Origin of the sequence: Pseudomonas sp. D2002, assembly GCF_013385735.1 — a bacterium.
Taxonomy (GTDB): Bacteria; Pseudomonadota; Gammaproteobacteria; order Pseudomonadales; family Pseudomonadaceae; genus Aquipseudomonas.
In genome coordinates this window covers 521542-543766 of sequence record NZ_JACAPL010000003.1, presented here as the reverse complement: position 1 = coordinate 543766, position 22225 = coordinate 521542, and the positions used below count along the sequence as shown (strand labels likewise).

Below are 22225 nucleotides of genomic sequence, written 5' to 3'. Positions count from 1 at the left end.
GTCAGCCTTTAAGCCGAAATACGCGGGATGGTGTCATCGGCGCGCAGGGTGAAGATCTCGTAGCCGGTTTCGGTGACCAGCAGGGTGTGTTCCCACTGGGCCGAGAGCTTGCGGTCCTTGGTGATCGCGGTCCAGCCGTCGCCCAGCACCTTGGTGTCGGCCTTGCCCTGGTTGATCATCGGCTCGATGGTAAAGGTCATGCCTGCTTTGAGTTCCATGCCGGTGCCGGCGCGGCCGTAATGCAGGATTTGCGGCTCTTCATGGAACACTGTGCCGATGCCGTGGCCGCAGAAGTCGCGCACCACCGAGAAGCCGTTCTTTTCGGCATGCTTCTGGATCACTTCACCGATATCGCCCAGGCGGCAGCCGGGTTTGACGATTTCGATGGCCTTGTACATGCATTCCTGGGTGACCTGGGACAGGCGCTCGGCCCACACCGGTACGGTGCCCACGTGGAACATGCGGCTGGTGTCGCCGAAATAGCGGTCCTTGATCACGGTGACGTCGATGTTCAGGGTGTCGCCGTCCTTCAACGGCTTGTCACCGGGAATCCCGTGGCAGACCACGTGGTTGACCGAGGTGCAGATCGACTTGGGGAAACCCTTGTAGTTCAGCGGCGCAGGGATGGCGCCCTGGACGTTGACTATATAGTCGTGGCAGATCTGGTTGAGGGTTTCGGTGGTCACGCCTGGCTTGACATGCTCGGCAATCATTTCCAGCACGTCGGCAGCCAGTTTGCCGGCGATGCGCATGCCGGCGATGTCTTCGGCGGTTTTCAAACTAACGGTCATACAGGCTCTCTCTAGCGCGACGCGCTGAAATCAATACGGTTTACGGGCGTGCGACAAAAAGGTTACAGAATTCGCACAAGCCACAGAAAACACGATTCTAACAGACGATGGCGTCAAATCATGAGCCTCTGATGATCGCTTCTTTCTATAAGGTGGGGGTATATAGGCTCTATTCAAAGGGTTACGTAAACGCCGCTCACGGCAAATGTGATTGCGGGTTCCGTTTTCGTCCTTCGTGTGGTATAAAATGCGCCGCTTTCCGGGGATGCCCCGCAGAGCTTAAATCCACACACGTGTCGACACGATGACCTGGGTGCCGGAGGCGAATGCCGCTGGTTGGTCATTGGGATACGTGGAGGCCAAACCCGACTTATTAAGGAACTATCATGTCCCAAGTCAACATGCGCGATATGCTGAAGGCCGGTGTGCACTTCGGTCACCAGACCCGTTACTGGAACCCGAAAATGGGTAAATACATTTTCGGCGCGCGTAACAAGATCCACATTATCAACCTTGAAAAAACCCTGCCAATGTTCAACGAAGCTCTGACTTTCGTAGAGCGTCTGGCCCAGGGCAAAAACAAGATTCTGTTCGTCGGCACCAAGCGTTCCGCTGGCAAGATCGTTGCTGAAGAAGCAGCACGTTGCGGTTCGCCGTACGTCGATCACCGCTGGTTGGGCGGCATGCTGACCAACTTCAAAACCATCCGTGCTTCCATCAAGCGTCTGCGTGACCTTGAAGTGCAAGCCGAAGACGGTACTTTCGCCAAGCTGACCAAGAAAGAGGCGCTGATGCGCACTCGCGACCTGGAAAAGCTCGATCGTTCCCTGGGTGGTATCAAGGACATGGGCGGCCTGCCTGACGCACTGTTCGTTATCGACGTTGATCACGAGCGCATCGCGATCACCGAAGCCAACAAGCTGGGCATCCCGGTTATCGGCGTAGTCGATACCAACAGCAGCCCGGAAGGCGTTGACTACATCATCCCAGGCAACGATGACGCAATCCGCGCTATCCAGCTGTACATGGGTTCGATGGCTGACGCTGTAATCCGTGGCCGCAACCACGTTGCTGGTGGCACCGAGCAGTTCGTTGAAGAAGCTCCGGTAGCTGCAGCTGAGTAATTGACGCCCTGGCGTTGACTCAGTAAGCAAAAAGGGGGCTTGGCCCCCTTTTTGCCACCTCGAAAACCATTTGTCGGAAGCGCAGCTACAACACCTGTAACGTGCAGCGGCCTACAAAGGTGATTCGGGAAGAATTGATCGCCCGTTTGATCGGGTGGAATGGTTGAAAACCTATCCAAGAGGATTTTGAAATGGCAGAGATTACTGCAGCGTTGGTTAAAGAACTGCGTGAGCGCACCGGCGAAGGCATGATGGATTGCAAAAAGGCCTTGACCAAGGCCGGCGGCGACATCGAAAAAGCCATTGACGACATGCGTGCTTCCGGCGCCATCAAGGCTGCCAAGAAAGCAGGCAACGTAGCTGCCGAAGGCGCTATCGCTCTGAAAGAAGACGGCAAGTCCGCTGTTCTGCTGGAAGTGAACTCGCAGACCGACTTCCTGGCTCTGCAGGACGACTTCAAGGCATTTGTTGCTGCCAGCGTTGAAAAAGCGTTCGCCGACAAACTGACCACTGTTGAGCCTCTGATCGAAGCTCAAGAAGCTGCTCGCCTGGTACTGGTCGGCAAGGTTGGCGAAAACGTCAACATTCGTCGCCTGGCTCGCATCGAAGGTGATGTGGTTGGTGGCTACCTGCACGGCAACAAAATCGGCGTTGTGGTTGCCCTGAAAGGCGGCGACGTTGAGCTGGCTAAAGACATCGCTATGCACGTAGCGGCCAGCAACCCAGAGTTCCTGCTGCCATCGGAAGTGTCTGCTGACGCAATCGAGCGCGAAAAAGCCGTGTTCCTGAGTCTGAACGCCGACAAGATCGCCGGCAAGCCAGAGAACATCGTTGAAAACATGATCAAAGGCCGTATCAGCAAGTTTCTGGCTGAAGCGAGCCTGGTTGAGCAGGCGTTCGTCAAGAACCCTGAAATCAAGGTTGGCGAACTGGCTAAGAAAGCCGGTGCTGAAATCGTTTCCTTCACTTACTACAAAGTAGGCGAAGGCATCGAGAAGCCGGTCGACAACTTCGCTGAAGAAGTTGCTGCCCAGCTGGCTGCCGCCAAGCAATAAGACAGTTTTTAACTGTCGCCCGAAAGAGGCTGCCCGCTCACGCGCGCAGCCTCTTTTCAAATGGGAAGGCCAATTTTTATTTGGCTTCCTTTCGGAACTGGCTTACAAAGCCGTGTTCCGATGGCGCTGTGATAGCGTCCAGCTAGAGTGAACGCAAGCCGTAAACGGCTCGCCAAGAATTTTTAAAAAATACGCCGCAGGAGAGATTCGCAATGGCTCAGCAGGGCAGTGGTTATCAGGCTCGCTATAAACGCATTCTACTCAAGCTTAGCGGCGAGGCCCTGATGGGCTCGGAAGAGTTCGGGATTGATCCCAAGGTACTCGACCGCATGGCACTGGAAGTCGGCCAGCTGGTGGGTATCGGTGTTCAGGTCGGCCTGGTGATCGGCGGCGGTAACTTGTTCCGTGGTGCGGCACTGAGTGCTGCGGGTATGGACCGAGTGACCGGCGACCACATGGGCATGCTGGCCACTGTGATGAACGCCTTGGCCATGCGTGACGCCCTGGAGCGTGCCAATATCTCGGCAATCGTGATGTCGGCTATTTCCATGGTCGGCGTGACCGATCACTATGACCGTCGCAAAGCCATGCGTCACCTGAACGCCAAGGAAGTCGTGATCTTTGCTGCCGGTACGGGTAACCCGTTCTTCACCACGGACTCGGCCGCTTGCCTGCGCGCTATCGAAATCGATGCCGACGTAGTGCTCAAAGCCACCAAGGTGGACGGCGTCTACACCGCAGACCCATTCAAAGACCCGCATGCCGAGAAGTTCGATCATCTGACCTACGATGAAGTGCTGGATCGCAAGCTGGGCGTGATGGACCTGACGGCTATTTGCCTGTGCCGCGACCACAAGATGCCGCTGCGCGTATTTAACATGAACAAGCCCGGCGCCCTGCTGAATATCGTACACGGCGGCGCGGAAGGGACTCTGATCGAGGAAGGCCAACAATGATCAACGAAATCAAGAAAGGCGCTCAAGAGCGTATGCAGAAATCCCTGGAGTCTCTGAGCCACGCATTCGGCCAGATTCGTACCGGTAAAGCGCACCCGAGCATCCTGGGCAGCGTGATGGTGCCTTACTACGGCGCCGACACCCCGCTGAGCGGCGTGGCCAACGTCACCGTTAAAGACTCGCGCACCCTGCAGGTCGTGGCTTTCGAGCGCAACATGCTTGCTGCTGTCGACAAGGCCATCCAGAGCGCCGGCCTGAACCTCAACCCGACCAACCTGGGCGAGTTGTTGCTGATCTCCATGCCTGCGCTGACCGAGGAAACCCGTAAGGGCTTCACCAAGCAGGCGCGCAGCGCAGCGGAAGATGCACGTGTTGCCGTGCGTAACATTCGTCGTGATGCATTGGGTGACCTGAAGAAGTTGGTCAAGGACAAAGAAATCAGCGAAGACGAAGAGCGTCGTGCCGTCGCCGATATCGATAAGCTGACCAAAGACGCCGAGGCCCAGATTACCAAGGCCACGGAAGAGAAAGAAAAGGACCTGATGGCCGTATAAGGGGTCAGGACGCCTTCATGGAAAAGACCAAGCAGACTGTGCCCTCCGTGGTGCCGCGCCATGTCGCGATCATCATGGATGGGAATAATCGCTGGGCGAAGAAACGCTTTATGCCGGGTGTTGCCGGGCATAAAGCGGGTGTCGATGCGGTGCGCGCGGTAATAGAAGTGTGTGCCGAGGCCAAGGTTGAGGTGTTGACCCTGTTTGCCTTCTCCAGCGAGAACTGGCAACGGCCCGCCGAAGAAGTCAGTGCCTTGATGGACCTGTTCTTCAAGGCGCTGCGTCGTGAGGCCAAGCGCCTCAACGACAACAACATCAGCCTGCGCATCATTGGTGATCGCTCGCGATTCCATCCGGAGCTGCAGGCCGCCATGCGCGAAGCCGAGGCTATCACTGCCGGCGCGAACCGTTTTGTGTTGCAGATTGCAGCCAACTACGGCGGCCAGTGGGATATCGCCCAGGCTGCACAGCGGCTTGCCCGCGAAGTGCAGGCCGGGCACCTGAGGCCCGACGACATCACGCCTGAACTGTTGCAAACCTGCCTGGTAACCGGCGACCTGCCGTTGCCGGACCTGTGCATTCGTACCGGTGGCGAGCACCGCATCAGCAATTTCCTGTTGTGGCAGCTGGCCTACACCGAGCTGTACTTCTCCGACCTGTTCTGGCCGGACTTCAAACACGATGCCATGCGTAATGCACTGGCCGATTTCGCTTCCCGTCAGCGTCGCTTCGGTAAAACGAGCGAGCAGATCGAAGCTGGAGCCCGGGTTTAAATGCTTAAACAACGAATCATCACAGCACTGATCCTGCTGCCGATTGCCTTGTGTGGGTTTTTCCTGCTCGACGGTTCCGGTTTTGCGCTGTTTATCGGCCTGGTTGTGACCTTGGGCGCCTGGGAATGGGCGCGCCTGGCAGGTTTCAACGAGCAGTTGCCGCGCGTGGTGTACGCCGCTGTCGTGGCACTTCTGCTGTTCCTCATGCATACGCTTTCGAGCATTGTGGTGCCCTGGGTGTTGGGGGCGGCGGTGTTGTGGTGGGCGCTCGCGACCTTCCTTGTGCTGACCTATCCGCGTACCAGCGGCCAGTGGTCGAGTGTGGCCAGCAAATTGGTGATTGGTTTGTTGATTCTGCTGCCGGCCTGGCAAGGGTTGGTGGAAATCAAGAATTCGCCGATGGGCAACTGGTTGATCATGGCCGTGATGGTGCTGGTGTGGGGGGCTGATATCGGTGCCTACTTCTCCGGGCGGGCTTTCGGTAAACGCAAGCTGGCGCCGGCGGTCAGTCCGGGCAAGAGCTGGGAAGGCGTCTACGGTGGCTTGGCGTTGACCTTGGTGATCACGCTGGTTGTCGGTGTTGTGCGCGACTGGTCGGTGAAGGAGATCCTGCTGGCCTTGTTGGGTACGGCGGTGGTCGTGTTTATCTCGGTGGTGGGTGATCTCACCGAAAGCATGTTCAAGCGCCAGGCCGGGATCAAGGACAGCAGTAACCTGTTGCCGGGTCATGGTGGCGTGCTGGATCGTATCGACAGCCTTACCGCTGCGATTCCGATCTTTGCCGTGCTGCTGTGGATGACGGCGTCGTGAGCCGCCTGCAGCAGGTGACGGTGCTGGGAGCGACCGGCTCGGTCGGGCTGAGTACTCTGGATGTGATCGCACGTCATCCTGATCGCTATCAGGTGTTTGCGCTGACCGGCTTCACGCGTTTGGCTGAGTTGCTGGCCTTGTGTGTACGCCACACGCCGCGCTTTGCTGTCGTGCCTGAAGCGTCGGCGGCGCGTGGTTTGCAGGACGATCTGCGCGCTGCCGGCCTGGCTACTCAGGTATTGGTAGGCGAGGAGGGGCTGTGCCAGGTGTCAGCCGATGCGGAAGTCGACACTGTAGTGGCGGCTATTGTCGGGGCAGCAGGCTTGCGGCCGACACTGGCGGCAGTCGATGCAGGCAAGAAGATCCTGCTGGCCAACAAAGAAGCATTGGTCATGTCGGGCACACTGTTTATGCAGGCGGTACGCAAGAGTGGCGCCGTGCTGTTGCCCCTGGACAGCGAGCACAACGCGATTTTCCAATGCATGCCCGGTGATTTTGCCCGTGGCCTGACCCAGGTTGGCGTGCGGCGGATTCTCCTTACGGCTTCCGGTGGACCCTTCCGGCAAACTCCGCTGGATGATCTTGAGCATGTGTCGCCTGATCAGGCATGTGCGCACCCGAACTGGTCCATGGGGCGCAAAATCTCCGTGGATTCGGCGAGCATGATGAACAAAGGCCTTGAGTTGATCGAGGCGTGCTGGTTGTTCGATGCCCGGCCGGATCAGGTCGAGGTGGTGATCCACCCGCAAAGTGTGATTCATTCCCTGGTCGACTATGTGGATGGTTCGGTGTTGGCGCAGTTGGGTAATCCCGACATGCGTACCCCGATCGCCAATGCCCTGGCTTGGCCGGAGCGGATCGACTCCGGTGTCGCGCCGTTGGACCTGTTCGCGATTGCACGCCTGGATTTCGAGGCGCCGGACGAGCAGCGCTTTCCGTGCCTGCGTCTGGCGCGACAGGCAGCGGAGGTGGGCAGCAGCGCGCCGGCCATGCTCAATGCGGCCAATGAAGTGGCTGTGGCAGCGTTTCTTGACGGGCGTATTCGCTTTCCGCAGATCGCGAGTATCATCGAGGAGGTTTTGAGCCTTGAGCCCGTTGTGGCTGTGGATGATTTAGGGGCAGTGTTCGAGGCTGATGCAAAGGCCCGCACCCTGGCCAAGCAATGGTTGAACCGCAACGCGCGTTAGTCTGTGGGCAGGTTTGAGCCTACAGGCACTGGATTGGAATGCGGAGAAATTAGATGAGTGCGCTCTACATGATTGTCGGCACCCTGGTTGCTCTGGGTGTGTTGGTGACCTTCCACGAATTCGGCCACTTTTGGGTGGCCCGTCGTTGCGGCGTCAAGGTACTGCGCTTTTCCGTCGGTTTTGGCATGCCGCTGCTGCGTTGGCATGATCGGCGGGGCACTGAATTCGTGATCGCGGCCATCCCGTTGGGTGGCTACGTGAAGATGCTTGATGAGCGTGAAGGCGAAGTGCCTGCTGATCAGTTGGACCAGTCCTTCAATCGTAAGACCGTTCGTCAGCGTATCGCTATTGTTGCAGCCGGCCCGATCGCCAACTTCCTCTTGGCGATGGTGTTCTTCTGGGTCCTGGCCATGATGGGCAGCCAGCAGGTGCGTCCGGTCATCGGCGCGGTTGAGGCGGATAGCATGGCGGCCAAGGCTGGCCTGGTCGCCGGGCAGGAAATTGTTTCTATTGATGGCGAGCCAACCACGGGTTGGGGCGCTGTGAATTTGCAGTTGGTGCGCCGCATGGGTGAAAGCGGCACCATCAATGTTGTGGTGCGCGAGCAGGATGCCACCACCGAAACGCCGCGTGAATTGGCCCTCGACCATTGGCTCAAGGGCGCTGATGAGCCTGACCCGATCAAGTCCCTGGGCATTCGTCCGTGGCGACCGGCGTTGCCGCCGGTGCTCGCCGAGCTCGACCCGAAAGGTCCGGCGCAGGCTGCTGGTCTGAAAACCGGCGACCGTCTGCTGGCCCTTGATGGTCAGGCGTTGGGCGATTGGCAGCAAGTGGTCGACCTGGTGCGTGTACGCCCTGATACCAAAATTGTGCTGAAAGTTGAGCGCGATGGTGCTCAAATCGACGTCCCTGTGACCCTCGCGGTTCGCGGGGAGGCCAAGGCGGCCGGGGGTTATCTCGGTGCCGGGGTGAAAGGTGTCGAGTGGCCGCCATCGATGGTGCGCGAGGTCAGCTTCGGGCCGTTGGCGGCAATTGGCGAGGGTGCAAAGCGCACTTGGACCATGAGTGTGCTGACCCTCGAATCGCTCAAGAAAATGTTGTTCGGCGAGCTCTCGGTAAAAAACTTGAGTGGACCGATAACCATTGCTAAAGTGGCGGGCGCTTCTGCCCAGTCGGGTGTCGCGGATTTCCTGAATTTCCTGGCTTATCTGAGTATTAGCCTTGGGGTTCTGAATTTGCTGCCCATTCCAGTATTGGATGGGGGGCATCTGTTGTTTTATCTGGTCGAGTGGGTGCGTGGTCGCCCCTTGTCGGATCGGGTGCAGGGTTGGGGGATACAGATCGGTATCAGTTTGGTGGTCGGAGTGATGTTGTTAGCTCTGGTCAACGATCTGGGACGACTGTAACGCTTCGCTGAATTGCGAATCTGCCGCATTTTGCGGCAGTTTGTTTATTGCCAGTTGGAATAAGAAAGGACTTCATGAAACGTCTGCTGCTAACTGCGGTTCTCACCGTATTGATGATCGCCGAAGTTCACGCCGAGTCCTTCACTATCTCCGATATTCGTGTCAACGGCCTCCAGCGGGTTTCCGCGGGTAGCGTCTTTGGTGCCTTGCCGTTGAACGTCGGGGAACAGGCGGATGATCGTCGCCTGGTGGAATCCACTCGTGCGCTGTTCAAAACCGGGTTCTTTCAAGATATCCAACTGGGTCGCGAAGGCAATGTCCTGGTCATCACTGTCGTCGAGCGACCTTCTGTCGCCAGTATCGAGATCGAAGGTAACAAAGCGATCTCCACTGACGACTTGATGAAGGGGCTCAAGCAATCCGGCCTTGCCGAGGGCGAGATCTTCCAGCGCGCCACCCTTGAAGGTGTGCGTAACGAACTGCAACGCCAGTACGTTGCCCAGGGTCGCTACTCCGCGACCGTGGAAACTGAAGTGATCCCCCAGCCTCGTAACCGTGTGGGCCTCAAGGTCAACATCAACGAAGGCACTGTGGCGGCGATCCAGCACATCAACGTGGTGGGCAACACCAAGTTCGCTGATGACGACCTGATCGACCTGTTCGAACTCAAGACCACCAACTGGCTGTCGTTCTTCAAGAACGATGACAAGTATGCGCGTGAGAAGCTGTCGGGTGACCTGGAGCGTCTGCGTTCCTACTACCTGGACCGCGGCTATATCAACATGGATATCGCTTCGACCCAGGTGTCCATCACCCCGGACAAGAAACACGTCTACATTACTGTCAACGTCAACGAAGGCGAGAAGTACACCGTTCGTGACGTGAAGCTCAGTGGCGACCTGAAAGTACCTGAAGACCAGGTCAAGGCATTGCTGCTGGTGCAGAAGAACCAGGTGTTCTCGCGCAAGCTGATGACCACCACGTCCGAGCTGATCACCCGCCGCCTGGGTAACGAAGGCTACACCTTCGCCAACGTCAACGGCGTACCGACGCCGCACGATGATGACCACACTGTGGACATCACTTTCGTGGTCGACCCAGGCAAGCGTGCCTACGTGAACCGCATCAACTTCCGTGGCAACACCAAGTCTGCGGACGAAGTGCTGCGTCGCGAAATGCGTCAGATGGAAGGTGGCTGGGCATCGACTTACCTGATCGACCAGTCCAAGACCCGTCTTGAGCGCCTGGGCTTCTTTAAGGAAGTCAACGTCGAAACCCCGGCCGTACCGGGTGTGGATGACCAGGTTGACGTGAACTACGCCGTTGAAGAGCAAGCCTCGGGCTCGATCACCGCCAGCGTCGGTTTTGCACAGAGTGCCGGCCTGATCCTGGGTGGTTCGATTACCCAGAACAACTTCCTCGGTACCGGTAACAAGGTTTCCATCGGCCTGACCCGAAGCGAATACCAGAGCCGCTATAACTTCGGTTATGTCGACCCCTACTGGACTGCTGACGGTGTGAGCCTGGGCTACAACGCCTTCTATCGCACCACCGACTACAAAGACCTCAACGTTGACGTTGCAAGTTATGCGATCGACAGCCTTGGTGCCGGTGTCAACATCGGTTACCCGATCAGCGAAACGTCGCGTCTGACCTTCGGTTTCACTGCGCAACAGGACAAAATCAAGACCGGTGTGTACACCACGGATGAGATTTTCGACTTTGTGCGTAAAGAGGGCGACCAGTTCCTGAACTTCAAGGCGTCGGTCGGCTGGTCTGAATCGACCCTGAACAAAGGTGTGCTGGCGACCCGTGGCCATTCCCAAAGCCTGACTGCGGAAGCCACCACGCCGGGCAGCGACCTGTCGTTCTTCAAGCTCGACTACCGTGGCCAGTTGTTCCAGCCTCTGAGCGATAACTACACCATGCGCCTGCACACCGAGCTGGGTTATGGCGACGGTTATGGTTCAACCAACGGTCTGCCGTTCTACGAGAACTACTACGCAGGTGGTTTCAACTCGGTTCGTGGTTTCAAGGACAGCACTTTGGGCCCACGTGGTACGCCAAGCCGTGGTGTGGCCGTGACCGGCAACCAGGGTACGCAGCCTGATTCGGACAATGACGCGCTGGCCTTTGGTGGTAACGTGTTGATCCAGGGTGGTGCGGAGCTTCTGTTCCCGCTGCCATTCGTCAAGGATCAGCGTTCGTTGCGCACTTCGGTTTTCTGGGACGTCGGTAACGTGTTCGACTCCAAGTGCCAACAGATCACTAACCCGAGCGGTGTGAAGTCTCAGACCGAGTGCAACGACATCAGCCTGAGCAACCTCGCCAGCTCCGTGGGTGTTGGTGTGACGTGGGTGACCGCGCTTGGCCCATTGAGCTTTGCTCTGGCCATGCCGATCAAGAAACCGGATAACGCTGAAACCCAGATTTTCCAATTCTCCCTCGGCCAGACGTTCTAAGCGTCTGACCCAAGATAACGACAACGGATTCTGTAGGAGTACATCGTGCGTAAGTTGACTCAATTGGTTCTGCTGGCCACTGTGCTGGTAACCACCCCGGCCTTCGCCGAAATGAAAATCGCCGTTCTGAACTATCAGATGGCTCTGCTGGAATCCGACGCGGCCAAGAAATACGCCGTGGACGCCGAGAAGAAATTCGGTCCGCAGCTGACCAAGCTCAAGACGCTGGAAAGCAGTGCCAAGGGTATCCAGGACCGCCTGGTAGCTGGCGGCGACAAAATGCAGCAAGGCGAGCGTGAGCGTCTGGAGCTTGAATTCAAGCAAAAGGCTCGTGACTATCAGTTCCAGTCCAAGGAGCTGAACGAAGCCAAAGCCGTTGCTGACCGTGAAATGCTCAAGCAGCTCAAGCCGAAACTCGACAGCGCTGTGGAAGAAGTCATCAAGAAAGGTGCCTTTGATCTGGTGTTCGAGCGTGGCGCCGTGATTGACGTCAAGCCTCAATACGACATCACCCGTCAGGTGATCGAGCGCATGAACCAGCTGAAGTAAGCCATGACCGCGACTATCAAACTCGGCGAGTTGGCCGAGTTCTTGGGAGCCACCTTGCGTGGCTCCCCGGAGAAGGAAATCACTGGGCTAGCCACCTTGCAGGAGGCTGGCCCAGCTCAGTTGAGCTTCCTCGCAAATCCCCAATACCGTAAATACCTGGTCGACAGCCAAGCCGCAGCCGTGTTGCTGAAGGCCGCCGATGCCGAAGGGTTTACCGGGGATGCGCTGGTGGTGGCTGATCCTTACCTGGCGTATGCCCGGGCCTCGCATCTATTCGATCCAAAGCCCAAGGCCGCTGCCGGTATTCATCCGTCGGCGGTTATTGCCGATGATGCTCAGGTTGACCCTGCGGCCAGCATTGGTGCGTTCGCCGTGATCGAGAGTGGCGCGCGCATTGGCGCCGGCGTCACCGTGGGTGCCCATTGCTTTATCGGTGCGCGCTGTGAAATCGGTGCCGATGGCTGGCTGGCACCCCGCGTCACCCTGTACCACGACGTGCGTATCGGTGAACGTGTGGTGATTCAGTCGGGCGCTGTGATCGGCGGCGAAGGTTTTGGGTTTGCCAACGCCAAAGGCGTCTGGCACAAGATTGCCCAAGTCGGCGGCGTATTGATCGGCGATGACGTGGAAATCGGTGTCAACACCGCTGTGGATCGCGGGGCGTTGGCCGATACCGTGATCGGTAACGGTGTGAAGCTCGACAACCAGATTCAGATTGCCCACAACGTGCAGATTGGCGATCACACCGCCATGGCCGCCTGCGTGGGGATTTCCGGCAGCACCAAGATCGGCAAGCATTGCATGCTCGCCGGTGGCGTTGGGCTGGTGGGGCATATCGAGATTTGCGACAACGTCTTCATTACCGGCATGACCATGGTGACCCATTCGATTACCGAGCCTGGGTCCTACTCTTCCGGTACGGCCATGCAGCCTGCGGCTGAATGGCGCAAAAGTGCGGCACGTTTGCGCAAGATCGATGAAATGGCCCGACGTCTCAAACAGGTCGAAAAGCGTGTCGAGGACGTGACCCCTGGCGGTAATGCTTCATCAGAAGGCTGATACCATTTCCATATCAAGTGTGCACAGCCGCTAGACTGCCTCCTTGATTTGCTAGCGGGGCGTGCGTTTAGTCCGCCCGCCCCCAATCTTTATTACAGGCTTCCCCCCGAAAATGATGGACATCAACGAGATTCGCGAATACCTGCCTCACCGTTACCCGTTCCTGCTGGTGGACCGTGTAGTGGACCTCAATGTCGAGGAAAAGCGCATTCGTGCCTACAAGAATGTCAGCATCAACGAACCGTTCTTCAATGGTCACTTCCCTGCGCATCCAATCATGCCGGGCGTGTTGATCATCGAAGCGATGGCCCAGGCTGCCGGTATCCTTGGTTTCAAAATGCTCGACCTCAAGCCTGCCGATGGCACGCTTTACTATTTCGTGGGCTCCGACAAGCTGCGTTTCCGCAACCCGGTCACCCCGGGCGACCAGTTGATCCTGGAAGCCAAGTTCATCAGCTGCAAGCGCCAGATCTGGAAGTTCGAATGCCAGGCCTCGGTGGACGGCAAGCCGGTGTGCTCCGCTGAGATCATCTGCGCGGAACGCAAACTATGAGTTTGATTGACCCTCGCGCAATCATCGATCCGTCGGCCGTTCTGGCCGCCGACGTTGAGGTCGGCCCTTGGTCGATCATCGGCGCAGGTGTTGAAATCGGCGAGGGGACTGTCATCGGGCCGCACGTGATCCTTAAAGGTCCGACCCGTATTGGCAAGCACAATCGTATCTACCAGTTTTCCTCGGTAGGCGAAGACACCCCGGACATGAAGTACAAGGGTGAAGAAACGCGTTTGGTCATCGGTGATCACAACATCATCCGTGAAGGCGTGACCATTCACCGCGGCACCGTGCAGGATCGTGCCGAGACCACCCTGGGCGATCACAACCTGATCATGGCTTATGCGCACATCGGCCATGACAGTGTGATCGGCAACCATTGCATCCTGGTCAACAACACCGCGTTGGCTGGCCACGTGCATGTTGACGACTGGGCGATCCTGTCCGGCTTCACCCTCGTGCATCAGTATTGCCATATTGGCGCCCATAGCTTTTCCGGCATGGGCACAGCCATTGGTAAAGACGTTCCAGCATTCGTCACGGTATTCGGCAACCCAGCCGAAGCGCGTAGCATGAATTTCGAAGGCATGCGCCGTCGCGGCTTCAGCGAAGATGCGATTCACGCACTGCGCCGTGCCTATAAGGTGGTTTATCGCCAGGGACTCACGGTTGACCAGGCCCTGACCGAACTGACCGAGCCGGCAGCGTTGTTCCCGGAAGTCGCGGTGTTCCGTGACTCGATCCAGGCATCGACTCGCGGCATCACTCGCTGATCATGGCTAATCTGCGTATCGCGCTGGTCGCCGGGGAAGCCTCCGGCGACATTCTTGGCGCCGGCCTGATGCGGGCGCTCAAGGCCCAACATCCTGCGGTGGAGTTTATCGGTGTAGGTGGCCCGCTCATGCAGGCTGAAGGCCTCACTTCCTACTTCCCGATGGAACGCCTGTCAGTGATGGGCCTGGTCGAAGTGCTGGGCCGTTTGCGTGAGCTGCTGGCTCGCCGCAAGCTGCTGATTCAGACGCTGATCGAAGAAAAGCCCGACGTCTTTATCGGCATCGACGCACCGGATTTCACCCTCAATATCGAACTCAAGTTACGTCAGGCCGGGATCAAGACCGTGCACTACGTCAGCCCTTCTGTGTGGGCGTGGCGGCAGAAGCGCGTGCTGAAGATCCGTGAAGGTTGCGACTTGATGCTGACTTTGCTGCCCTTCGAAGCCCGGTTCTATGAAGAGAAGGGCGTGCCGGTGCGGTTTGTCGGGCACACCCTGGCTGACACCATCCCGCTGCAGGCTGACCGCGCCGCCGCGCGTACCGAACTGGGTCTGCCCGACGGGCCGCTGGTCGCACTGATGCCGGGCAGTCGTGGTGGCGAAGTCGGCCGTCTGGGTGCGCTGTTTTTTGATGCCGCCGAGCGCTTGCAAGCACTGAAACCAGGTGTCCGTTTTGTTTTGCCCTGCGCGAGCCCGCAGCGTCGCGCACAAATCGAAACACTGCTGGAAGGTCGCAACCTGCCATTGACCCTGCTCGACGGCCAGTCACACCTGGCCCTCGCGGCGTGTGACGCGGTGTTGATCGCCTCAGGCACCGCCACCCTGGAAGCCTTGCTGTACAAGCGCCCAATGGTCGTGGCTTATCGCCTGGCGCCGCTGACCTTCTGGATTCTCAAGCGCATGGTCAAAAGCCCTTACATCTCCTTGCCCAACCTGCTGGCTCAGCGTCTGCTGGTGCCGGAGTTGTTGCAGGACGATGCAACGCCCGAGGCGCTCGCGCAAACTCTACTACCCTTGATCGACGGCGGCGAAGAGCAGACCCGTGGTTTCGACGACATTCACCGCACCCTGCGCCGTGATGCCTCGAACCAGGCGGCGGATGCGGTGCTGACTTTGATCGGCCACAAACAGGAAGCCTTATGAGCGCGCAAATGGGCCTGGATTTCAGCCTCGTTGCCCAAGCCCACGAACTGGTGGCGGGTGTTGACGAAGTAGGGCGCGGCCCGTTGTGTGGCGCAGTCGTGACGGCAGCGGTGATTCTTGACCCGAATCGCCCGATCCTCGGTCTCAACGATTCGAAGAAACTCACCGAAGCCCGTCGTGAAAAGCTCTATGACGAGATCTGTGAAAAAGCCCTGAGCTGGCACATCGCTCGGGCCGAAGTTGAAGAAATCGATAAGTTGAACATCCTCCACGCGACCATGCTGGCCATGCAGCGCGCGGTGGAAGGCCTGCACATCACGCCCAAAATGGCGATGATCGACGGCAACCGTTGCCCGAAACTGGCGATGCCGTCAGAAGCGGTGGTCAAAGGCGATAGCAAGGTTCCGGCTATCGCGGCTGCCTCGATCCTGGCCAAGGTCAGCCGTGACCGTGAAATGGCCGCGTTTGAATTGATCTACCCCGGCTACGGCATTGGCGGTCACAAAGGTTATCCGACGCCCGTTCATCTGGAAGCCCTGGCTCGCCTTGGCCCCACGCCGATCCACCGCCGCTCGTTTGCCCCGGTGCGCCAGGCTTACGAGGCGCGTGAGAGCCTCAGCGAGGTTTAGTCGCGAGGCTGATGTTTTGCTCAAGGCCCGGTACAATCCCGGGCCTTGTTGTTTCTAAGTTTCTAGACAGGATCACTATGCCGGCTTCATTCGTTCACCTGCGCCTGCACACTGAATATTCCCTGGTCGACGGCCTGGTACGGATCAAACCGCTGGTCAAAACCCTGGTGGGCATGAACATGCCTGCGGTAGCGGTGACCGATCAGAACAACATGTGTTCCCTGGTCAAGTTCTACAAAAACGCCATGGGCGCCGGCATCAAGCCGATTTGCGGCGTCGACCTGTGGCTGTCCAACAAAGACCCGGATAACCCCCTGAGCCGCATCAGCCTGTTGGCGATGAACGGCGTCGGTTACCGCAACCTCACCGAACTGATTTCCCGTGGCTTTATCGACGGCCAGCGCAACGGCTCGATCATCATCGAGCGCGAGTGGGTGGCCGAAGCGAGCGAAGGCGTGATCATGCTCTCGGCGGCCAAAGAGGGCGAGATCGGTATCGCGCTGCTCGGCGGTAACCCGCAGGAAGCCGAGGTGTTGGCCCGCGAGTGGATGGACGTTTTCCCTGACCGCTTCTATCTGGAAGTGCAGCGCACCAACCGCCCCAACGACGAAGAACATCTGCACGCCGCTGTGGCCCTGGCCGACAAGCTGGGCGCGCCGCTGGTGGCGACCAACGATGTGCGTTTTATCAAGAAGGAAGATTTCGAGGCTCACGAAACTCGCGTGTGCATCGGCGAAGGCCGGGCGCTGGATGACCCGCGCCGTTCGAAGAACTACAGCGAAGAGCAGTACCTCAAAAGCGCCGAGGAAATGGCCGAGCTGTTCAGCGACCTGCCCGAGGCCCTGGAAAACTCCGTCGAGATCGCCAAGCGCTGCAATATCGAAGTGAAGCTGGGCAAGCACTTCCTGCCCAACTTCCCGATTCCCGATGGCATGACCATCGACGAGTATTTCCGCAAAGTGTCGTTCGATGGCCTGGAAGAGCGCCTCAGCGTGCTGCTGCCCAAGGACACCACCGAAGACTACGACGCCAAGCGCCAGGTCTATGTCGACCGGCTGAATTTCGAGCTGGATATCATTATCCAGATGGGCTTCCCCGGTTACTTCCTGATCGTAATGGACTTTATCCAGTGGGCCAAAAGCAACGGCGTGCCGGTAGGGCCTGGCCGGGGGTCGGGTGCCGGCTCGCTGGTGGCCTATGTGCAGAAAATTACCGACCTCGACCCGCTGGAATATGACCTGCTGTTCGAACGGTTCCTGAACCCGGAACGGGTATCCATGCCCGACTTCGACGTCGACTTCTGCATGGATGGCCGTGACCGCGTGATCGAGTACGTGGCCGAAAAATACGGCCGCAATGCGGTCAGCCAGATCATCACCTTCGGTTCCATGGCGGCCAAGGCTGTAATCCGTGACGTGGCCCGGGTGCAGGGCAAGTCCTACGGCTTGGCGGACCGTCTGTCGAAGATGATTCCGTTTGAAGTCGGCATGACCTTGGAAAAGGCCTACGAACAGGAAGAAATCCTGCGCGACTTCATCAAGGTCGATGAAGAAGCCGCCGAAATCTGGGACATGGCGCGCAAGCTCGAAGGCGTGGTGCGTAACGTCGGTAAACACGCCGGTGGTGTGGTTATTGCGCCGACCAAACTCACCGACTTCTCGCCGATCTATTGCGATGAAGAAGGCGACGGCCTGGTTACCCAGTTCGACAAGGACGACGTGGAGGCGGCCGGCCTGGTGAAGTTCGACTTCCTCGGCCTGCGGACCCTGACGATCATCGACTGGGCGCTGAAGACGATTAACCGCGAGCGCGCCAAGGTCAACGAAGAACCGCTGGATATCGCCTTTATCCCGCTGGACGACAAACCGACGTACACCTTGCTGCAAAAAGCCGAAACCACGGCGGTGTTCCAGCTTGAGTCGCGCGGCATGAAGGAGCTGATCAAAAAGCTCAAGCCCGACTGCCTGGAAGACTTGATCGCACTGGTGGCGCTGTTCCGTCCGGGCCCGCTGCAATCGGGCATGGTGGACGACTTCATCAACCGTAAGCACGGCCGCGCTGAACTGGCGTACCCGCACTCCGACTACCAGTACGAAGGCCTCAAGCCGGTATTGGCGCCGACTTACGGCATCATCCTGTATCAAGAACAGGTGATGCAGATTGCCCAGGTCATGGCCGGTTACACCCTTGGCGGTGCGGACATGCTGCGTCGCGCCATGGGTAAGAAAAAGCCCGAGGAGATGGCCAAGCAGCGCGGCGGTTTCATTGAAGGTTGCGCCACCAACAATATCGACGCTGACCTGGCCGGTAACATTTTCGACCTGGTGGAAAAATTCGCCGGTTATGGTTTCAACAAATCCCACTCCGCCGCCTACGGCCTGGTGTCGTACCAGACCGCCTGGCTGAAAGCTCACTACCCGGCGCCGTTCATGGCCGCGGTACTTTCGGCGGATATGCACAACACCGACAAGGTCGTGACCTTGATCGAGGAAGTGCGCACCATGAAGCTGCGCCTCGATGCGCCGGACGTGAACGCCTCGGAGTTCAAGTTCACGGTGAACGACGAAGGCCGCATCATTTATGGCCTGGGCGCCATCAAAGGCGTGGGCGAAGGCCCGGTGGAGGCCATCACCGAAGCGCGTCAGGACGGGCCGTTCAAAGACCTGTTCGACTTCTGCGCACGGGTTGACCTCAAGCGCATCAACAAACGTACCCTTGATGGTTTGATCCGCAGCGGCGCACTCGACCGTCTCGGCCCGTATTTCCATGATGAGCCGAAGGCTTACCAGGCAAATATCGACCGCAACCGTGCAGTGCTGCTGACCGCAATGGAAGAGGCGATCAAAGCGGCCGAACAGACCGCGCGCACCCATGACAGCGGCCATGCCGACCTGTTTGGCGGGCTGTTCGTCGAAGAAGACGCGGATGTGTACGCCAACCATCGCAAGGCCAAGGAACTGACCCTCAAGGAGCGCCTCAAAGGTGAGAAAGACACCTTGGGCCTGTACCTCACCGGTCACCCGATTGACGAATACGAAGGTGAAATCCGCCGTTTCGCCCGTCAGCGCATCATCGACCTGAAACCGGCGCGTGATACCCAGACCGTCGCCGGTATGATCATCGCCCTGCGGGTGATGAAAAATAAAAAGGGCGACAAGATGGGCTTTATCACCCTCGACGACCGCTCGGGCCGCATTGAAGCGTCGCTGTTTGCCGACGCCTTCCATTCCGCGCAGTCGTTGCTGCAGACGGATGCGATGGTGGTGGTGGAAGGAGAGGTCAGCAACGATGACTTCTCCGGTGGCCTGCGCCTGCGCATCAAGCGGGTGATGAGCATGGAAGATGCACGCACCAACCTTGCCGAAAGCCTGCGTTTGAAGGTCAAGACCGAAGCCCTCAAAGGCGATCAGCTACGCTGGTTGGGTGACCTGCTCAAACGCCACCGAGGCGCGTGCCCGGTGACCATGGAGTACACCGGCAATGACGCCAAGGCGATGTTGCAGTTCGGCGAGACGTGGCGAATTGATCCCGCTGATGGCTTGATTCAAGCATTGCGTGACCAGTTCGGGCGAGACAACGTCTTCCTCCAATACCGTTGACGGTCAGATATGTCTGATCTCGACTGAACATTTAATCTCGACCTAAACGCGCCTCTCCCTTAAGGTAGGGCGCGAATAGACAACCGGCTGGCCAGGCACTCCTTGGCCGTCGACCCAAGACGGACGCTTATGAACCCGAATTTTCTTGATTTCGAACAGCCGATCGCTGACCTGCAAGCCAAGATTGAAGAATTGCGCCTGGTCGGCAATGACAATTCGCTGAATATCGGCGATGAGATCGCTCGCCTGCAAGACAAGAGCAGCACGCTCACCGAGGACATCTTCGGCAAGCTGACCAGCTGGCAGATCGCGCGCCTGGCTCGCCACCCGCGCCGTCCGTACACCCTGGACTACATTCAGCACATCTTTACCGAGTTCGACGAGCTGCACGGCGACCGCCACTTCTCCGACGACGCGGCCATTGTGGGCGGTATCGCTCGCCTGGACGACCAGCCGGTAATGGTCATCGGTCACCAGAAAGGCCGTGAAGTGCGCGAGAAAGTGCGCCGCAACTTCGGTATGCCGCGCCCTGAAGGCTACCGCAAGGCGTGCCGCCTGATGGAAATGGCCGAGCGCTTCAAGATGCCGATCCTGACCTTCATCGACACCCCGGGTGCCTACCCAGGTATCGACGCCGAAGAGCGTAACCAGAGCGAAGCAATCGCCTGGAACCTGCGCGTAATGGCCCGCCTGAAAACCCCGATCATCGCCACCGTGATTGGTGAAGGTGGTTCCGGCGGTGCACTGGCCATCGGCGTCTGCGACCAGCTCAACATGCTGCAATATTCGACCTACGCGGTGATCTCGCCGGAAGGTTGCGCTTCGATCCTGTGGAAAACCGCCGAAAAAGCGCCGGACGCTGCCGAAGCCATGGGCATCACCGCTGATCGCCTCAAAGGCCTGGGTATCGTAGATAAAGTGATCGCCGAGCCGTTGGGCGGCGCCCACCGTGACCCGGTTGCTGCTGCTGCGACTATCCGCGCTGAGCTGGGTTCGCAACTGGCGATGCTCAAGAAGTTCGATAACGAGGCGCTGCTGGCCCGTCGTTACGAGCGCTTGATGAGCTACGGCCTCTGATCAAACACTGATCTGGCAGACAATGCGGTACTAATGTGGGAGCGGGCTTGCTCGCGAAAGCGGTATATCAGTCAACATATTCAGTGACTGACACACCGCTTTCGCGAGCAAGCCCGCTCCCACATTTGCTTTGTGTATGCTGGGTTATCGCATTCCAGATTGATGGCGGTACTTTGTTATGAAGCCGGCTCTATCCGCCAAACTCCTGCAAACTCTGGCTCCCTGGCTCAATGCGCCAGCCTGGCATATCGCGTTCTCGGGCGGGCTTGATTCCACGGTCCTGCTGCATCTCCTGGCCACTCTGGCCAAAACCAACATTCTGCCGCCGCTCAGCGCTGTCCATATTCATCATGGCCTGCAATCTGCCGCTGACGCCTGGCCCAATCATTGCCAAACAGTATGTGACAGCCTGGGCGTGCCCCTGCGGGTGATGCGCGTGCAAGTCCAGCTCGGCGCAAGCCTTGAGCGTGCGGCGCGTGAGGCGCGTTATCAGGCGTTTACCGAGGTCACCGGGGCAGGGGAGGTGTTGCTCACCGGGCAGCATCGCGACGATCAGGCTGAAACCTTGTTGTTTCGCCTGCTGCGTGGGGCTGGCGTGCGTGGGTTGGCGGCCATGCCCGTGCATCGCCCTTTGGCGGATGGCCACTTGGTGCGGCCGCTGCTGGAAGCCTCGCGCGCTGAATTGGAAGCCTACGCCCGTGAGCATCAGTTGGCCTGGATCGAAGATCCTTCCAATGCTGATCCACGCTTCTCGCGAAATTACCTGCGTCACCGTGTTTTTCCTGCGCTGACGCAGCGTTGGCCCCAAGCGGTCGCCAGCCTGGCCCGTACTGCCGAGCACCTGAGCGAAGCCCAGGGCCTGCTCGACGAATTGGCGAAGATGGACCTGCGCGCCGCCGACCAACCTTCGCCGTTTCCCTGGCTGGCCTTGCCGTCGCTGGCCCTTGCGCCATTACGCGAACTTTCCGACGCCCGTCAACGTAATGCCCTGCGTCACTGGCTGACTCCGCTGACCCGCTTACCCGACAGCGACCACTGGGCGGGCTGGTATTCCCTGCGTGATGCCAAGGGTGACGCACAACCGTTGTGGCGCCTGGCCGACGGCCAACTGCATCGTTGCGGTGAGCGCCTTTGGTGGCTGCCTACCACTTGGTCGGAATTTTCCGACGCTATGGTGAGCTGGCCCGATCCGCAAAAACCACTAGAGTTACCCGGCAATGGCCAGCTCAAGTTTATTGGCAGTGCCCCCGAAGGCCTGCTGTCGGTCCGTTACCGCCAGGGCGGCGAAATCATCGAAGTGCCAGGTCGAGGCCGTCGGGACCTGAAGCGTCTGCTTAACGAACGTGCGCTGCCCGGCTTCATCCGTGGCAGATTGCCGCTCCTCTATCAGGGCGAGCAATTGCTGGCAGTCCCAACCCTTGCGGGGCTATGGGCCAGCGCGTCTGGCGACTGGCAATTACATTGGATGCCACAGATCTGCGATCAAGGTTTGAGCTGATAGAGCCTTTCCGGTAGACTACGCTCCCTTCTTGATACAACTTCTGTGGATTCGACTGAATCGCAGCAGTTGCCGATTACCAAGCAGTCTTTGCTGGGCGATTCCAAAAAATGTGTAGCGATCAACGTACCGGTGTTTCATTGCTGGTCTGTCACAACGCGGCGGTTTTTTTGAAAGGTGCACTGTGATTAATGCAGGTGATCGGGGGCTTCGGCCTTCCTTCGCTTT

Annotated in this window: 19 protein-coding genes; 18 read left to right on the top strand and 1 reads right to left on the bottom strand. The window is 58.5% G+C overall.

Annotated features, from left to right (window positions below; all coding sequences use genetic code 11):
- Window positions 1-8 precede the first annotated feature (8 nt).
- Window positions 9-791 (bottom strand): type I methionyl aminopeptidase, encoded by a 783-nt coding sequence (map, locus tag HX783_RS05815; RefSeq protein ID WP_159954656.1) that lies wholly within the window; start codon window positions 789-791, stop codon window positions 9-11.
- 386 nt (window positions 792-1177) lie between these two features.
- Between map and rpsB the strand changes: the two genes are divergently transcribed.
- The 18 genes from rpsB (at window position 1178) to tilS (ending at window position 21997) form a co-directional block, all read left to right on the top strand.
- Window positions 1178-1915, top strand: coding sequence for a 30S ribosomal protein S2 (gene rpsB / locus HX783_RS05810; RefSeq protein ID WP_003219330.1), 738 nt, complete (start codon window positions 1178-1180; stop codon window positions 1913-1915).
- A gap of 191 nt (window positions 1916-2106) precedes the next feature.
- Entirely contained in the window at window positions 2107-2970 is an 864-nt protein-coding gene (tsf, locus tag HX783_RS05805; protein WP_083359812.1) for a translation elongation factor Ts, read from the top strand.
- A gap of 212 nt (window positions 2971-3182) precedes the next feature.
- Window positions 3183-3926: a UMP kinase gene (gene pyrH / locus HX783_RS05800; RefSeq protein ID WP_003172271.1), complete on the top strand. Its 744-nt coding sequence runs from the start codon at window positions 3183-3185 to the stop codon at window positions 3924-3926.
- A complete protein-coding gene (gene frr, locus HX783_RS05795) occupies window positions 3923-4480 on the top strand; it encodes a ribosome recycling factor (protein WP_177016262.1) in 558 nt (185 codons plus the stop codon). Before pyrH ends, frr begins: the two co-directional genes overlap by 4 nt.
- A 17-nt stretch (window positions 4481-4497) precedes the next feature.
- On the top strand, window positions 4498-5253 hold the full coding sequence (uppS, locus tag HX783_RS05790) for a polyprenyl diphosphate synthase (RefSeq protein ID WP_016974405.1): 756 nt from the start codon (window positions 4498-4500) through the stop codon (window positions 5251-5253).
- Complete coding sequence (locus tag HX783_RS05785) at window positions 5254-6063, top strand: phosphatidate cytidylyltransferase (RefSeq protein ID WP_177016261.1); 810 nt, start codon at window positions 5254-5256, stop codon at window positions 6061-6063.
- The gene (ispC, locus tag HX783_RS05780; RefSeq protein ID WP_177016260.1) at window positions 6060-7250 is read left to right on the top strand and encodes a 1-deoxy-D-xylulose-5-phosphate reductoisomerase; all 1191 of its coding nucleotides are present in this window, start codon (window positions 6060-6062) and stop codon (window positions 7248-7250) included. Before HX783_RS05785 ends, ispC begins: the two co-directional genes overlap by 4 nt.
- Window positions 7251-7303: 53 nt before the next feature.
- Window positions 7304-8656 (top strand): sigma E protease regulator RseP, encoded by a 1353-nt coding sequence (rseP, locus tag HX783_RS05775; RefSeq protein ID WP_159954659.1) that lies wholly within the window; start codon window positions 7304-7306, stop codon window positions 8654-8656.
- Between the two features lie 74 nt (window positions 8657-8730).
- Window positions 8731-11118, top strand: a complete 2388-nt coding sequence (gene bamA / locus HX783_RS05770) for an outer membrane protein assembly factor BamA (RefSeq protein WP_177016259.1) — start codon at window positions 8731-8733, stop codon at window positions 11116-11118.
- A gap of 45 nt (window positions 11119-11163) precedes the next feature.
- Window positions 11164-11667: an OmpH family outer membrane protein gene (locus tag HX783_RS05765; protein ID WP_003172279.1), complete on the top strand. Its 504-nt coding sequence runs from the start codon at window positions 11164-11166 to the stop codon at window positions 11665-11667.
- Between the two features lie 3 nt (window positions 11668-11670).
- Window positions 11671-12726: a UDP-3-O-(3-hydroxymyristoyl)glucosamine N-acyltransferase gene (lpxD, locus tag HX783_RS05760; protein WP_177016258.1), complete on the top strand. Its 1056-nt coding sequence runs from the start codon at window positions 11671-11673 to the stop codon at window positions 12724-12726.
- A 112-nt stretch (window positions 12727-12838) separates the two neighbouring features.
- The gene (gene fabZ, locus HX783_RS05755) at window positions 12839-13279 is read left to right on the top strand and encodes a 3-hydroxyacyl-ACP dehydratase FabZ (protein ID WP_003172281.1); all 441 of its coding nucleotides are present in this window, start codon (window positions 12839-12841) and stop codon (window positions 13277-13279) included.
- The gene (gene lpxA, locus HX783_RS05750; RefSeq protein WP_159954662.1) at window positions 13276-14052 is read left to right on the top strand and encodes an acyl-ACP--UDP-N-acetylglucosamine O-acyltransferase; all 777 of its coding nucleotides are present in this window, start codon (window positions 13276-13278) and stop codon (window positions 14050-14052) included. The genes fabZ and lpxA overlap by 4 nt, the downstream gene beginning before the upstream one ends.
- A gap of 2 nt (window positions 14053-14054) precedes the next feature.
- Window positions 14055-15194 carry a lipid-A-disaccharide synthase gene (gene lpxB, locus HX783_RS05745; RefSeq protein WP_177016257.1) on the top strand — a complete coding sequence of 380 codons (1140 nt, stop codon included), beginning with the start codon at window positions 14055-14057 and terminating at the stop codon, window positions 15192-15194.
- Window positions 15191-15823, top strand: a complete 633-nt coding sequence (gene rnhB / locus HX783_RS05740) for a ribonuclease HII (RefSeq protein WP_177016256.1) — start codon at window positions 15191-15193, stop codon at window positions 15821-15823. Before lpxB ends, rnhB begins: the two co-directional genes overlap by 4 nt.
- Before the next feature lie 77 nt (window positions 15824-15900).
- Window positions 15901-19422 carry a DNA polymerase III subunit alpha gene (gene dnaE, locus HX783_RS05735; RefSeq protein ID WP_177016255.1) on the top strand — a complete coding sequence of 1174 codons (3522 nt, stop codon included), beginning with the start codon at window positions 15901-15903 and terminating at the stop codon, window positions 19420-19422.
- Window positions 19423-19551: 129 nt separating this feature from the next.
- Window positions 19552-20499, top strand: a complete 948-nt coding sequence (locus tag HX783_RS05730; RefSeq protein WP_159954666.1) for an acetyl-CoA carboxylase carboxyltransferase subunit alpha — start codon at window positions 19552-19554, stop codon at window positions 20497-20499.
- 178 nt (window positions 20500-20677) lie between these two features.
- The gene (gene tilS / locus HX783_RS05725) at window positions 20678-21997 is read left to right on the top strand and encodes a tRNA lysidine(34) synthetase TilS (protein ID WP_177016254.1); all 1320 of its coding nucleotides are present in this window, start codon (window positions 20678-20680) and stop codon (window positions 21995-21997) included.
- Window positions 21998-22225: the final 228 nt, after the last annotated feature.